Origin of the sequence: Bacillus sp. FJAT-25509 (genome assembly GCF_001420605.1) — a bacterium.
Classification (GTDB): domain Bacteria; phylum Bacillota; class Bacilli; order Bacillales; family Bacillaceae_G; genus Gottfriedia.
On sequence record NZ_LJIZ01000021.1, the window covers coordinates 103,183 to 118,040 of the forward strand.

17 protein-coding genes are annotated in these 14,858 nt (G+C 32.5%); 11 read left to right on the top strand and 6 right to left on the bottom strand.

The genetic code is table 11. The annotated features are described in order from the left end of the window. The first annotated feature begins 20 nt into the window (after positions 1-20). The 5 genes from AN960_RS13590 to AN960_RS13610 all read left to right on the top strand — a co-directional run bounded on the left by AN960_RS13590 (position 21) and on the right by AN960_RS13610 (position 4,473). Positions 21-377 (top strand): hypothetical protein, encoded by a 357-nt coding sequence (locus AN960_RS13590; RefSeq protein ID WP_056472353.1) that lies wholly within the window; start codon positions 21-23, stop codon positions 375-377. 2 nt (positions 378-379) lie between these two features. Further along, entirely contained in the window at positions 380-1,624 is a 1,245-nt protein-coding gene (locus tag AN960_RS13595) for a glutathionylspermidine synthase family protein (RefSeq protein WP_056472355.1), read from the top strand. A 23-nt stretch (positions 1,625-1,647) separates the two neighbouring features. Next, the gene (locus AN960_RS13600) at positions 1,648-2,049 is read left to right on the top strand and encodes a DUF350 domain-containing protein (RefSeq protein ID WP_082459504.1); all 402 of its coding nucleotides are present in this window, start codon (positions 1,648-1,650) and stop codon (positions 2,047-2,049) included. 309 nt (positions 2,050-2,358) lie between these two features. Beyond that, on the top strand, positions 2,359-3,243 hold the full coding sequence (locus AN960_RS13605) for an ABC transporter ATP-binding protein (protein ID WP_056472357.1): 885 nt from the start codon (positions 2,359-2,361) through the stop codon (positions 3,241-3,243). Then, positions 3,244-4,473, top strand: coding sequence for an ABC transporter permease (locus tag AN960_RS13610; RefSeq protein ID WP_056472359.1), 1,230 nt, complete (start codon positions 3,244-3,246; stop codon positions 4,471-4,473). 64 nt (positions 4,474-4,537) lie between these two features. Here the strand turns inward: AN960_RS13610 and AN960_RS13615 are convergent, their stop codons facing one another. From AN960_RS13615 to dat, 3 genes are all read right to left on the bottom strand, one after another. After that, entirely contained in the window at positions 4,538-5,374 is an 837-nt protein-coding gene (locus AN960_RS13615) for an SGNH/GDSL hydrolase family protein (protein ID WP_056472362.1), read from the bottom strand. Between the two features lie 279 nt (positions 5,375-5,653). Further along, complete coding sequence (locus AN960_RS13620; RefSeq protein ID WP_056472363.1) at positions 5,654-5,953, bottom strand: hypothetical protein; 300 nt, start codon at positions 5,951-5,953, stop codon at positions 5,654-5,656. Between the two features lie 66 nt (positions 5,954-6,019). Beyond that, positions 6,020-6,904, bottom strand: a complete 885-nt coding sequence (gene dat, locus AN960_RS13625) for a D-amino-acid transaminase (protein WP_056472366.1) — start codon at positions 6,902-6,904, stop codon at positions 6,020-6,022. A 153-nt stretch (positions 6,905-7,057) separates the two neighbouring features. On the opposite strand from dat, the gene AN960_RS13630 reads away from it, so the two are divergent. The 6 genes from AN960_RS13630 (at position 7,058) to AN960_RS13655 (ending at position 13,239) form a co-directional block, all read left to right on the top strand. Next, the gene (locus AN960_RS13630; RefSeq protein WP_056472369.1) at positions 7,058-7,867 is read left to right on the top strand and encodes a sugar nucleotide-binding protein; all 810 of its coding nucleotides are present in this window, start codon (positions 7,058-7,060) and stop codon (positions 7,865-7,867) included. A gap of 126 nt (positions 7,868-7,993) precedes the next feature. After that, positions 7,994-9,700 (top strand): AMP-binding protein, encoded by a 1,707-nt coding sequence (locus AN960_RS13635; RefSeq protein WP_056472372.1) that lies wholly within the window; start codon positions 7,994-7,996, stop codon positions 9,698-9,700. A gap of 268 nt (positions 9,701-9,968) precedes the next feature. Beyond that, positions 9,969-10,556 carry a fatty acid metabolism transcriptional regulator FadR gene (gene fadR, locus AN960_RS13640; protein WP_056472373.1) on the top strand — a complete coding sequence of 196 codons (588 nt, stop codon included), beginning with the start codon at positions 9,969-9,971 and terminating at the stop codon, positions 10,554-10,556. Positions 10,557-10,593: 37 nt separating this feature from the next. Beyond that, positions 10,594-11,364, top strand: coding sequence for an enoyl-CoA hydratase (locus tag AN960_RS13645; protein ID WP_056472375.1), 771 nt, complete (start codon positions 10,594-10,596; stop codon positions 11,362-11,364). A gap of 56 nt (positions 11,365-11,420) precedes the next feature. After that, a complete protein-coding gene (locus AN960_RS13650; RefSeq protein WP_056472378.1) occupies positions 11,421-12,194 on the top strand; it encodes an electron transfer flavoprotein subunit beta/FixA family protein in 774 nt (257 codons plus the stop codon). A gap of 67 nt (positions 12,195-12,261) precedes the next feature. Then, positions 12,262-13,239 carry an electron transfer flavoprotein subunit alpha/FixB family protein gene (locus AN960_RS13655; RefSeq protein WP_056472382.1) on the top strand — a complete coding sequence of 326 codons (978 nt, stop codon included), beginning with the start codon at positions 12,262-12,264 and terminating at the stop codon, positions 13,237-13,239. Positions 13,240-13,393: 154 nt separating this feature from the next. Here the strand turns inward: AN960_RS13655 and AN960_RS13660 are convergent, their stop codons facing one another. The 3 genes from AN960_RS13660 to AN960_RS13665 all read right to left on the bottom strand — a co-directional run bounded on the left by AN960_RS13660 (position 13,394) and on the right by AN960_RS13665 (position 14,778). Further along, positions 13,394-13,633 (bottom strand): hypothetical protein, encoded by a 240-nt coding sequence (locus tag AN960_RS13660; RefSeq protein ID WP_056472385.1) that lies wholly within the window; start codon positions 13,631-13,633, stop codon positions 13,394-13,396. Positions 13,634-13,956: 323 nt separating this feature from the next. Next, positions 13,957-14,115, bottom strand: coding sequence for an FbpB family small basic protein (locus AN960_RS24055; RefSeq protein ID WP_082459507.1), 159 nt, complete (start codon positions 14,113-14,115; stop codon positions 13,957-13,959). A gap of 177 nt (positions 14,116-14,292) precedes the next feature. Beyond that, positions 14,293-14,778, bottom strand: a complete 486-nt coding sequence (locus AN960_RS13665; protein ID WP_056472388.1) for a GNAT family N-acetyltransferase — start codon at positions 14,776-14,778, stop codon at positions 14,293-14,295. Positions 14,779-14,858 lie beyond the last annotated feature (80 nt).

Below are 14,858 nucleotides of genomic sequence, written 5' to 3' on the forward strand. Positions count from 1 at the left end.
ATACTCGAAAGGAGATCCCAATGTCAAAAACATCAATATTAATGAAAAAAGTTAGTATCGCATTAACGAGTGGATTAGCAGTAAGTACTTTAGCTGGCTGTGGTTCTCAAAATGCTGACAGACCAGAAAAACCGAAAAATGACGATTGTCGTGATTGGGAGTTTGATGATGACGAAGGTGTTTGGGTTTGTGATGACAGCACTAGTCATTACTACCATAGTTATTATCATGGCGGAATATTTTATCCAACAATAAGGGCACTTCATGGGAGTAGTTCTTATAAGAGCTATAAATCTTCTAGTAAATATGCAGGGCATACTTCGTCTTCAAGTAAAAGTGGTTTTGGAAAAGGTTCATCTGGAGGATTTGGTGGTTAATAATGGATAATGTGAATTTACAGAATCATAGACGAAAACGTAAAGAAGTATATCAAAAACTTCCAGATTTTTGGGCGGATTTACAAGATTCATATTATGCTTTATTAGATTATTATCCATTGACTGAAAGTGAAGTTGATGAAATTCATTCAATAACGGAACAAATTGGGAAAATCTATGATAAGACAGCTCGGTTAATGAGACAGTTACCAGATGATATTTTTTATATGCTCGGTTATTCAAAAGAAATCGTACCATTTTTACGTCATAAAACGATTGAAAGTGAAGGAATCATCAGAAGAATTGATCTCGTTCGTACAGTAGATGGTTGGAAACATTATGAATGCAATAGTGACACTCCAACTTTTATTATGGAGACCCATCATATCAATGGCTATATTACAGATTATTTTAACTTGAAAAATCCAAATGCTGATAGTGAAATGAAACTTTCTAACGTCATAAATCATGTTGTCAATAAAAGTATAAAAGGGCTAGATGAACCAATTATTGTTTTTACAGCTCATGGTGATCATGAAGAAGATTGGAAGACAGTTAAATATATCCAATCCCTATACGATGGTAAGAGCCAATTAATATCACTAGAAGATTTACAGATTATTGAAAACGATGGACTTTATACACTTAAAGGGGAAAGAATACACATTCTTTACCGACAAACCTATCCAATTGAACACCTAGAGCATGATCAATCTTCAGATGGAACAAAAATTGGTCTGGCACTATTAGAACTTGTAAAGAACGGTAAATTGATTATTTTCAATCCATTATCTTCATTCTTACTACAGTCTAAAGCAGTTCAAGCATTAATTTGGAATTTACATATAGAGCAATCAGATGTTTATACTGACGAAGAACATGATGTCATTAGAAAACATTTTCTACCAACATTTTTAGAGCCAGAATTCTTTATTGAGCACAACCTTCCGTATGTTGAGAAACCTGCTTTTGGTCGTGAAGGAGATTCAATTAAGATTATTAACGGGGAAAACCGTCAACAAAGCAAACAAAATAACTATCATGATCAAGTTATGGTATTTCAACAATATTCACCTTTACCTATGAGCAAGGTTATGACTCCTGATGGAATGTTAGATTTACATGTATTAATAGGTAGTTTTTTGATTCGAGAAGATTACGGCGCAATTGGTGTACGTGCCGGGAATATTATTACAGGAAACGAAAGTTGTTTTTTACCAGTAGGGATCGTTGAAGAGAAAAATTAATTAGTGAGGGGATGAGAAGATAAATGGATAGTATTGTTAGTACTTTGATGTATTTAGGATCGGGACTTATTCTTTTATTTATTGGATTTTTAGCTTTTACTTTTACCACTAAGATGAGTGAACAAAAATTAATTTTAGAGGATGGTAATATTGCCGTAGCACTGAAATTAGCAGGAAAATTAGTAGGGTTAGCAATTGTTATTATGTCAGCAGCAAAGTATTCGGTTAACTATGGTGACTTCATTATTTGGAGCTTAGTTGGTATTATAGCTCAAATGGTTACTTATTGGATTGCAGAATTTGTATTATTTCCAAAAATATCGTTTGCTAAGAAGGTTGAAGAAGGAAATATTGCCGTAGCTACTTTATTGTTTACTTTAAGTGTAACAGTTGGGTTATTAATTTCAGGTAGTATTTCATATTAATCAGACTGCCCGCCAGTCGCTCGCTTTCTTCGTTGCTTCTCCTGCCTGCGCGGTGCTCATTACCTTCTAGGGTAACTCCGCTCCTCGAAAGACAAGCGCTTGCAATCAGTCTGAAAATCCGGTTTTTAGAACTTTGTTAACACACTGAAATGAGAATGCTAGAGTGACATTCTCATTTTTTCCTTTCTGTCTTAAGTATAACTATTTACTATTTTTACCTTTTATTAAAATTCTTTTAAATGTATGCTTAATGTATAGGAATTACATTTAAGTATACTTTTACTTAAACTTCAAAAAGGGGGAAGAGCGTTGACTTTAGAAATAAAACAGCTTTCTAAAAATTTTGGAGATACTATTGCAGTTAACGAATTGTCATTAACCTTGCCTACAGGAAGAGTACTAGGTTTACTAGGTAGAAATGGAGCAGGAAAAACGACCACCATTAAAATGTTATTAGGTCTTCTTACACCTACAAAAGGCGAAATAACTTGGAAAGGGAGCCCATTTAAACCCGATCAAGTTAAGGTAGGCTATTTGCCAGAAGAAAGAGGATTATTTACCAAAAGCAAGGTTGTTGATCAACTTAAATATTTTGGAAAGTTAGAAGGTATGTCTAATAAAGAGGTTGATGTAGCAATAACATATTGGTTAGACCGTCTTGAAATACCACATTATCGAAATAAAAAGGCAGGGGAGCTTTCAAAAGGTAACCAACAAAAAATTCAACTAATTGTAACTTTATTACATAACCCTGAGTTGATTATTTTAGATGAGCCATTTAGTGGACTAGATCCAGTTAATGCAGAGTTAATGGCTTCAATTATTACCGAACAAATCCAGAAAGGGAAAACGGTAATTTTATCAAGCCACCGTATGGATCAAGTGGAGGCTTTTTGCGAGCATGTTTGTATACTTAAGAACGGTAATGTAGTAGCGGAAGGTAGTTTAAGTGGATTAAAAGAAGACTATGGGTATAGAAATTTAATTTTAGAAGATATAGAATCAATTAAACAAATACTAGATTCCAATAATGTAAGTTATGAACAAAAGCAATTAGGAATTTACGTAAAGGTAAAAAGTGATGAGGAAGCTTTTACGATATTAAATCATATTAAGTCAGACTTGGGTTCTATTAGGAAGTTTCAATTATTAGAGCCTACACTAAATGATATCTTTATAGAGAGGGCGAAATAAATGAAGAAGTTTAGTACTGTCTTTTTATTTCATTTACGTGAAGGTCTTTTGGCAAGAGCAACGTTGATTATGAGTGTTATTTTATTTGTATTAGTCGTTGGAATATTTGGCGTACAAAAATATTTTGCTGGTACAGAAAAGAGCAATAAGGATAAAGATAAAATTGTTTTGATAAATAATTCGAAAAACTATTCGGTAGATATTGCTAGTTTAAATAAAACGATTAAATCCGCAAAGATCGAGCAAAGCGATGCATCGAAAGAAAAAGATTTAAAAAAACAAGTTGAAGATGGATCAAAAGATGGACTGATTATTCTTTCCGAAAAGAACAATGTCCCGTCAATTCAATATACGTATAAAAAGTTTTCAAATAGTGAAATGCTTTCGGTCGTAAATATGACATTGCAGCAAAATTACTTAAATAAAACTGCCCAAGATTTAAAGCTATCGCCTGAATCTGCAACAAAGTTATTGCAAAAAGTAGAAGTAAATGAAAATGTTCTAAAAAATCCTATGGCTACATTCGGAATTGCTTACTTTTTTGGTTTCTTACTGTATATGTTTCTATTAATTTATGGAAACTCAATTGCAACAGGAATAGTTGCTGAAAAGTCTTCTAGGGTTATGGAAGTATTACTACCAAAAGTTAGTCCGATCGTGACTCTTTATGGAAGAGTCATTGCGGTATTTTTTGTAGCTTGTGCACAATTAGTTGTATTAGGATTAGGATTTCTTTTTGCCAATTTATTAGGCTGGGTTAATACAAGTGCGATATCTTTTTTTGGAATGAAAATAGATTTAGAGGCATTAGATACGACAACAATCATTGCATTTGTAGTTTATTTCTTACTAGGTTATTTGCTTTATGGATTACTTTACGCTGCAATTGGATCAGTCGTTTCAAGAACAGAAGAGCTTCAAATGGTTCTGATGCCAATTACTTTTTTAGTCGTAGCGGCATTCTTTATTAGTATTAATGCATTAGTAAATCCAGGTGGTACATTTGTCCAAATTAGCTCATATATTCCATTCTTTGCTCCGCTTGTAGCATTTTCTAGATTTGTAAGTGGAGAAATGAATTTTATAGAAATTAGCACTAGTATATTAATTTTAATCGTTTCAATTTGGATTTTAACTCGTGTTGCTAGCCGTATTTATGTTAATGGGGTAATGTATTACAGTGATAAGGTAAAGTGGAAAGATGTAGCTAGATTATTAAAAAGACAATAAAAAAATAGATCTCATAGGTCAAATTGCTGACTTTTGAGATCTATTTTTTAGCTGTTTTTATTGTCTAAGTTTCAGTTTTATGATCATTGTCCTCTTGTTCAATTCTACATTTAACATCCTGCTGTAGAACCTCTAACTCTCCAATTACAATCTCCGAAACTCGTTTATATCCTCTTGTTTTATTTGGATGCATACTATCAATTAAATAATATTCACCGTTCATTCTATTCCACCCAACATTAGAGTATAGGTCGATGCATGGCAATGCGTAAAATGCAGCTACATCTTTTACAGCACTAGCATAATCAGCTGTTAAATAACCGACTTTATTTTTATCTTCATATTTTCCGTTGTGATATCTAGGTACAGGCGTCATAAGAATAATCCTGCAATTTGGTAACCTTGTTTGTATTTTTTCAATCATTGAACATAAAGCACCGATAAAAGTAGATTCGTCTAAATTGGGTCGTTCATTTGTTGGGAACCCTTTTCCTAAAGGAAGACCTCTACCAAAGTCATTTGTTCCACCCATTATTGTTAAAAGCTGAGTATCAAGTGGAATCGTAGCATTGATCCTTTGACTGTTACACATACTTGATAAAATTTCAGTCGTTCCATTTGGCTGTGGTTGAGGTGGTTGACCTTTGTAATTTCCATTTTTATCAATCCAGGCAATCGACCCATTTTCAGTTATAGTTGTTCCGCCAATCCCTCTATTTACATGAGTCAAGCCTAACCTTTCTGCTACAGCCGGCTGCCATCCGTTAGACGAAGTGATACTATCTCCGTAACTAATCCATTTTTTTGATTTGTAACCGGTTATTTTTTTTCCTTTTTCCATAGTTTTATTTATTAAAAATGAATTAAAAATACGTTTTACATACGATGTTAATCTAACCATAGAAATCACCCTTTTTACATATTTACTTCATAAACATGTAAAGCGTTTTTCTAAAAATGAAATTCCAATGACAGTACAGGATTTTGTAGTATGTAACATTTTATATGTGAAAATTATGACATATTACATTTATTCAAATAAAAATCAACTTAACAAAACTTTAAATCAATTGTTAAAACTGTTTATTAAAAGAAATTTGCACTTCGATAGTTAGTAAAACAACAAAAAAGCCTGTATCTTATAATTCTAGTCTAAGATACAGGCTATACTTTTCGGTTACTAATGGTGCTTATAAATATTTTTATCGGAGCTTTTTTTCATGAAGATCCCTATAATTAGCTGAATGAGACCAATAAGAAATATGATTGGATACAATACCCACATCAACATCCCTGCCCAGCCATCTCCTTTGATAATAGCATACGTAATTCCAATAGCAAATGACAAAAATGGACCAATGGCTACCATATTCGTGATACCCCATATGATATATTTTCGTTTTCTAGATTGCCCTATAGTAAAAACGAAAGCAAGAGATGCTCCAAAAAAGGCGATTAAAATAGCTATAAAAATTGCCAAATCAAGTCACTCCTCACTAAGGTAAAGCAATAAATTTTAATGCAGTTTTAGAATGCTAGTGAAAGTCTAGTTAGTTGACTGATCCTGCGGAATTTTATCAATTAAATTAGTGTATGAATCTTGAATTCTCTTTGTTATTTCTCCACGTTTTCCTAAACCAATAGTATAGGACTTTTCATCAATTAGAACCGAAGTAACAGGTAGTATGTCAGAAACTGATGCTGTTGTAAAAGCTTCATCTGCATTTAAAAGCTCATCAATTGTGAATGGAATCTCTTTTACTTCGAGTCTTTCTTTTTTGGCAATTTCAAGTACTACTTTACGGGTAATGCCATTTAGAATTAAGTGATTAGCAGGATGAGTGAATAGAGTAGAGTTTTTTACGATAAAGACGTTTGTTGCTGAGCCTTCTGTAATGATTCCATCTCTATGCAAAATAGCTTCTTTCGCTCCTTTAGCGTAAGCCTCATTTTTTACTAAAACACTTCCTAATAAGTTTAAACTTTTTATATCACAGCGGAGCCATCGAATATCATTTGTTACATAAGCAGTTATTCCTTTTTCCATTAGCTGTAATGGTCTATGATCTTCTCTTACTGTGTAAGCAATCAGTTGTGGCTTTAAATTAGCTTCGTCTTGATAAATATGATTGCGATTCATTACACCTCTACTAATTTGGATATAAACATATCCATTATCGTAATCGCAAGTATTCATTAAATAAACTAAATCACTTTCAAGTTTTTTGAGGTGCATTTTAAAAGGTATTAATATTTTTTCACAGCTTTCCTTCAATCGAATTAAATGTGCATCGAGTTCAAAGTACGACTTATTGAAAAAGCGAATAACTTCATAAACGCCATCTCCAAATTGATAACCCCGATCTAAAATATTTACATTTGCAGATTTTAAATCGACAATACGGTTGTTTAAAAGAACCTTTGTTTTCATATCATCCCCACTCCCTGTTATCATTTAAGTCTGTTTGACATAAGCCTTGAAATAGTCTGGACTTTAAATTTATGACCTTTGTAATCACTGTTAATTATGATACATTCAATATATCACAAGTTTATTAAATATTTTGTAAAAAGGAGAGAGACAATGAAATTATTAATTTTAGGTGCTAGCGGACTAGTTGGAAAGGCTTTAATAAAAGAATTTTCTCCTGATTATGACGTTTATGGAACGTTTAATCAAACAAAATTAGATTTGAAAAATGATCATCAATTACAATGGGATATTAATAACTCAGAGGAAATTTTGACCTGGATTGATCGTATTTGCCCAGATATAATTGTTTCTTGTTTACGTGGCGATTTTACTGTTCAATTCGAGGCGCATTCTAGAATAGTAGAAAAAATAAAATCAACTTCAACGAAATTTTTATTTTGTTCTACAACAAATGTTTTTGATGGAGAAGTTTCAAAGCATCACGCTGAAAACGATCTTCCCGTTGCAGAATCAGATTATGGACAATTTAAAATAAAATGTGAAGAATTAATTAAGAATGAGATTGGTGATAACGGGATCGTATTAAGGTTACCAATGGTTTGGGGTAAACAATCACCAAGACTAAATGAATTAAAAGATAAAATAGTAAAGGGTCAAGAAATTGACGCGTATGATAATATTTTTTTAAATCATGCCATCGACACAGGTATTGCTAAGCAAGTAAGAAAAATTGTTGAAAATGATTTAAAAGGAATATTTCATCTTGCAACAACCGATATAGACTCACAATATTCATTTATATTAAAACTTATAAAAAGGTTATCAAATGAGGGGAAAGTCAAATCTCTCTCTTTAGAAAACTTTGATGAATACAATTTTGGATTATTGACTAATCGCAGCGATTTGCCACCTAATTTTTACTACGATAGCGATGAAGTAATTGATCAATTAGTTCATTAATTCCCAAAACAAATTTGAATACCACTAGTGATTAAATATTCTTAATATTTTGATTGTATAGCTGAAATTTGTAACATATACTAATTTTAGTATGAACATACTTTTAAAATACTGGTGGTGAATGGTATGGAGGAACCAAGAGTAAAGCCTTGGGTGAGTCAGTATCCAGAGCAAATACCAGCTACATTAGAAGAAGATTTTGATTTATTACCAACATATTTAAAGCAAACAGCTTCAAAATATCCAGCTAAGAAAGCCCTTAATTTCCTTGGGAAATCGATGACCTTTAATGAAATTTATATTCAGTCTTTAAGATTTGCAAATTTTTTAAGGAATGTGGGAATTAAAAAAGGCGATCGAGTAGCAATTATGCTTCCTAATTGCCCTCAAGCAGTGATTGCTTATTATGGGATTCTTTTTGCAGAAGCAATTATCGTCCAAACAAATCCTCTATATACTGAACGCGAGCTTGAATATCAAATGAATGATAGTGGTGCAACAGCTATTATTTGTTTAGATTTATTAATTAATAGAGTGCACAAAGTAAAAAAATCTACTAATCTACAACATATTTTTGTTACTGCGATTAAGGACTATTTACCATTTTTTAAAAGGCTGCTATATCCTTATTCAAAACAGCCAAAGGCACCTGCGATTCCTGAAGATCATTCGATTCATCAATTTAGTTTTATTATGCAAATATCTGCACCTATCGAACAGGATCTTTCAAGTAGCAGTGTAGAAGATGTAGCAATACTTCAATATACTGGAGGAACTACTGGATTTCCTAAAGGTGTAATGCTTACACATAAAAATTTAGCATCGAATACGTTAATGGCAGAAAAATGGTTATATAAAAGCAAGAAGGGCCAAGAAAAGATTTTGACTGTATTACCATTTTTTCATGTATATGGAATGACGACATGTATGAATTTATCAATCATGTGTGCGTATGAAATGATTATTGTTCCGAGATTTGATGCAACTCAAATCCTTAAGGCGATCAATAAATATCGACCTACATTATTTCCAGGTGCACCAACAATGTATATTGCATTATTAAATCATCCTGATTTAAAGAAGAACGATATCTCATGTATTCATGCTTGCCTAAGTGGTTCCGCAGCATTACCTGTTGAAGTTCAAGATCAATTTGAAAAGGTGACAGGTGGGAAATTAGTAGAGGGCTACGGTTTATCAGAAGCTTCTCCAGTTACACATAGTAATTTCCTATGGGATAAGCGAGTAACGGGAAGCATTGGTGTTCCTTGGCCAAGTACAGATGCTAAAATTGTATCTCTAGAAACTGATGAAGAGTTACCTTATCGTGAAATTGGTGAATTAATCGTTTCAGGACCGCAAGTAATGAAGGGGTATTGGAATCGTCCAGAGGAAACCGCAACGACGTTAAAAGATGGCTGGTTATATACAGGTGATTTAGGCTATATGGATGAAGAAGGCTTCTTTTATATCGTTGACCGTAAGAAAGATATGATTAATGCAGGAGGATTTAATGTTTACCCTAGAGACATTGAGGAAGTATTATATGAACACGAGGCTATTAAAGAAGCAGTTATAGTCGGTATTCCTGATGCTTATCGAGGAGAAACAGTTAAAGCTTACATTGTATTAAAAGAAGGAAAATCGGTAACTGAGGCTGAACTTGATGATTTTTGTAGAAAATATTTAGCAGCTTATAAAGTACCGAGATTTTATGAGTTTAGGAATGAATTGCCAAAAACAATGATCGGTAAAATATTAAGAAGAACATTACTTGAAGAAGAAAAACAAAAGGAAACGAAACCTGAGAATTCAGATGAAAATTTAATATAATAATATAGGGGGGATGATCATATAAGCATCCCTCTTTATTTTACGAACTGATATAAAAATACTATGTTAAAATAAATTTTAAGATTGATTAAAAAAGAAGTCTGATAAAATTTAAAGAAAGTACAAAGATTAAAAAGAAATTTAAAAGATTTTTTATAAAGAAACTTTATACATAAAAATATTACGGGACAATTGACAATTTTCTGATAAATTTGTATTATGAGAATATGAATGATTATTCATTCACTGTAAGAAGGGGTAAATAACAATGAAAAGAGATAAACCAAAATATAAACAAATAATTGATGCTGCAGTTGTTGTAATTGCTGAAAATGGTTACCATCAGGCGCAGGTTTCTAAGATTGCAAAACAGGCTGGTGTAGCTGACGGGACAATCTATTTGTATTTTAAAAATAAAGAATCCATCTTAATTTCACTGTTTGAAGAGAAGATGGGAAATTTTACTGAAAAAATTCGTGAAAAAATTGAAGGTAAACCGGACGCGATATCGAAATTATTAATGTTGGTAAAAACTCACTTTTATGAAATGTCTAAAGATTCGCATTTAGCAATCGTTATGCAATTGGAAGTAAGACAAACAAATATTGACCTTAGATTAAGAATAAATGAGGTACTGAAAGAGTATCTACATATCATTGATTCAATTTTAAATGAAGGGATCAATAGTGGTTTGTTCGACAAACAATTGGATATTCGTACAGCTAGACAAATGATCTTCGGCACGATTGATGAAGTGATGACCCATTGGGTAATGACAGGTCAAAAACAAGATTTAGAGTCAAAAGCCGATAAAGTTCACCAACTATTAATAAGAGGATGCGGGTACCAAAATTAACGTCCTAGTACATTTTGAAAAATAGGGAGGAATAGTTGTGAGTTTAATTCAATGTAAAATATCCGATGGTATAGCATTATTAACAATTCAAAATCCACCAGCAAATGCAATGTCTTCGGTTGTATTTGCTGATTTAGTTAAGCGTTTAGATGAATTAGAAAGTAACGATGATGTAAGCGTTTTAGTTGTTCATGGAGAAGGTAGATTTTTCTCTGCAGGTGCAGATATTAAAGAATTTACTTCTTTCAAAAATGCTGAAGATGCAGCAGCTGTTGCAAGAAGAGGTCAACTAGTATTTGATCGTGTTGAAAATTATTCTAAACCGATTATCGCAGCAATCCACGGTGCTGCATTAGGTGGCGGACTAGAATTTGCGATGAGCTGTCATATTCGAGTTGTTGCAGAAAACGCAAAACTTGGTTTACCTGAATTAAACTTAGGAATTATTCCTGGTTTTGCTGGAACACAACGATTACCACGTTATGTAGGTAAAGATAAGGCGTTAGTTATGCTTGCGACTTCTGAACCAATTTCTGGTGTTGAAGCTGGTAAAATTGGATTAGCTACAATTGTAGTGCCAGAAGAAACTTTATTAGATGAAGCAAATGCTTTAGCAGCTAAAATTGCTAATAAAAGTATGCAATCAATTCAATATATTCTACAACTACTATCTTCTACTAGAACTACTTCATATCATGAAGCGGTGGAAGAAGAGTCTAAATTATTTGGAGAAATTTTTACAACTGAAAATGCAAAAGAGGGTATTTCGGCATTTTTAGAAAAAAGAAAACCAGTGTTTAATAAATAAGTAGTTTAATATTTTAAAAAAATAGATGTAGTTACATTTCCTGGGAGGGTATAACAATGAACATTTATGTACTATTAAAAAGAACATTTGACACTGAAGAAAAAATTACAATTTCAAATGGTGTAATCCAAGAGGATGGCGCTGAATTTATTATAAATCCATACGATGAGTATGCAGTTGAAGAAGCGATTCAAATTCGTGACGCTCATGGTGGCGAAGTAACTGTCATAACAATTGGTAACGAAGATAGTGAAAAAGAACTTCGTACAGCATTAGCTATGGGTGCTGATAAAGCAGTATTAATTAACGTTGAAGATGACGTTACAAATGCTGACCAATATACAACTTCTAGACTGATTGCTAAATACTTAGAAGATAAAGATCCTTCAATTATTTTAGCAGGTAATGTTGCAATTGATGGTGGTACTGGTCAAGTAGGTCCACGCGTTGCTGAATTATTAAATATTCCTTACGTGACAACAATTACTAAAATTGATATTAATGGTACGACAGCTACAATCGAACGTGATGTAGAGGGTGACACAGAAATCATCGAAACATCTTTACCATTATTAATCACTGCACAACAAGGCTTAAATGAACCAAGATATCCATCTTTACCTGGTATTATGAAAGCTAAGAAAAAGCCTTTAGATGAATTAGAATTAGATGATCTAGATTTAGAAGAAGATGAAGTTCAAGCAAAAACGAAAACAATTGAAATTTACCTACCTGCGAAGAAAGAAGCAGGCAAAGTTTTAGCTGGTGAATTAAAAGATCAAGTAAAAGAATTAGTTTCTCTACTACGTTCTGAAGCAAAAGTAATCTAATTTTATTGAATATTAGAACTTAAATAATAGATTAATATCGTAATAGAAAATTTTGGAGGGAAATAACATGTCACGTAAAGTATTAGTATTAGGCGAAGTTCGTGAAGGATCACTACGAAATGTTTCATTTGAGGCAGTAAGTACGGCTAAAACAGTTGCTGAGGGCGGAGAAGTAGTTGCTGTTTTAGTAGGTAAATCAGTTAGTGCATTAGCTACTGAAATGATTCAATACGGTGCAGACCGTGCAATCGTTGTTGAAGATGAAAAATTAGCATCATATACTTCTGATGGATATTCTCAAGCACTTTTAGCAGTTATTGACCAAGAAAAACCAGAAGGTCTAGTATTCGGTCATACAGCTTTAGGTAAGGATTTATCTCCGAAACTTGCTGCTCGTATGCAAAGTGGTCTTATTTCAGATGTTACAGCAATCGAAGTAGCTGGTGGTAATATCGTTTTCACTCGTCCGATTTACTCAGGTAAAGCATTCGAGAAAAAAGTTATGGTTGATCCATTTATTTTTGCGACAATCCGTCCAAATAACATTTCAGCATTAGAAAAAGATGCTACTCGCACTGGTGATGTGGCAACTGTTTCAGTTGAAATTAAAGACTTACGTTCAATCGTAAAAGATGTTGTGCGTAAAGCGAGTGAAGGTGTAGACCTTTCAGAAGCGAAAGTGGTCGTTGCTGGTGGCCGTGGAGTTAAGAGTGAAGAAGGCTTTAATCCATTAAAAGAATTAGCTACAGTATTAGGTGCTGCTGTAGGTGCATCTCGTGGTGCGTGTGATGCTAACTATTGTGACTACTCTTTACAAATTGGTCAAACTGGTAAAGTTGTAACGCCTGATTTATATATTGCATGTGGTATTTCAGGAGCTATTCAACATTTAGCTGGTATGTCAAACTCTAAAGTAATCGTTGCAATTAACAAAGATCCAGAAGCTAATATCTTCAAAGTAGCTGACTATGGAATCGTTGGTGACTTATTCGAAGTATTACCTTTATTAACAGAAGAATTTAAAGCTGTATTAGTTAACTCTTAATATAGAAGTTATAAATGATGCCCACAAGGTTAGTATCTTGTGGGTTTTTTATGTTTTTTCAAGTGGTCGTCATATAAAAAAGAGGGTTCAAAAGTACTTTAACTTTTGATACACCTCCTTTATAGTTCTTCTATTCGTTTACAAGCCATTGTCATTACATCCTAACAATGACTGATCCACCGCCACTTGTTACAACTTGATTTTGCTTTTGTTCAAGTTGTCTAAGTAATTCATTATTTGCTTCGATTGCTTTTACAAGGTTCGTAATTTGATTTTCAAGATTCATGAACATTTGCATAATTGATTGATGATCAGTTTGCACATGACCTTGAATACCGTTTCTCATAGGAAGATGGGGATGATGCGGATGTGAATTCCAAAAAGGATGATGCATACTTTTACCTCCAATTTCTAGACCAATGTACTATATAGTACGTCTATATTATTGTAAGAGTTCGCCTATTTTAGTTGGTTCAGTAATTATTGCTACTTATATCTATATGAGAAGATTATAGTCAAATTTAATTTCGTTTTTATAAAATTTAGTGAAGAAATATTAGAGCATATATATAAGAAAGAAGGAGTTTTGTTTTTTACCTTAGGTGTTCGGATGTATGGGGACGTTGAACATGAACTAATAGGTAGATTCAAGGGAAAGGAACAAATCCTTTTAGAACAAAACAAAAAAAGTAATCCCTCTTAAGGATTACTAAAAATTTATGATATAGCTTTGCCTAGTTTATTTTTTTCGGATAATAAATCGTGGCGTTTTTCAATTTTTCTTTCAATTTTTTCAATTTCTTCTTTGTTTCGTAATAAAGATTGTTTATTCTCATTAACTAATTGATTAAACGATTTACGTAAAGGTTTTCTCATAACTGCCACTCCATTCGTGATAAATTTTTTGAATATTATTATTATATTCAATAATATATTAACATAAAAAAAATACAATAATCGGCTGAAATTTTACAAAATTGTGACAAAAGCGGTGGATGTGTCATTACTCATGAACTTGATGTTTTCATGGAGCAACAATCACTAATTTAACATTTAAATATGAAAATCTGATGAAAAAACTTTTTCATAAACTTCTACTTCAATTCCATCTGCATTCGTTTTATTTTCAACATATTTAAATCCGTGAGTTTTCCAAAAAGATTTTGCTTGTTGATTAGTAATTAACACGCCTAATCTTAACCGATGAATATTTCTTTTTATAAGTATCTCTTCAAATAAAATAAATGCGTTTGTTCCAAATCCAAATCCATGGTAATCATTATGGATCATTAAAAGACCTAGCCAAGGAAAACCATCTTTAGGATTTAGTGCTAAAAAATCAATTAATCCTATATAAGTATCATCTAATTTAATAAAATAAGTTTCTGTTTGGTGTGAAGAAGAATAATATTCCTTCATTAGTTCTTCTTTTGTTCGCGTTAAACGACCATTCTCCATTAAATTGTAATTTTGATTCGAATTTGTAATTTCTTCAATTACTTCTATTAAGTCAGTTGTAATTCTTTCAAATGTTATCACTTTTTTAGTCCTTTCATTGGTATATCAACTATTTGTTTGGAAATAGTAAGTTTGAGCAAATAAATAGAAAATGCTAATTC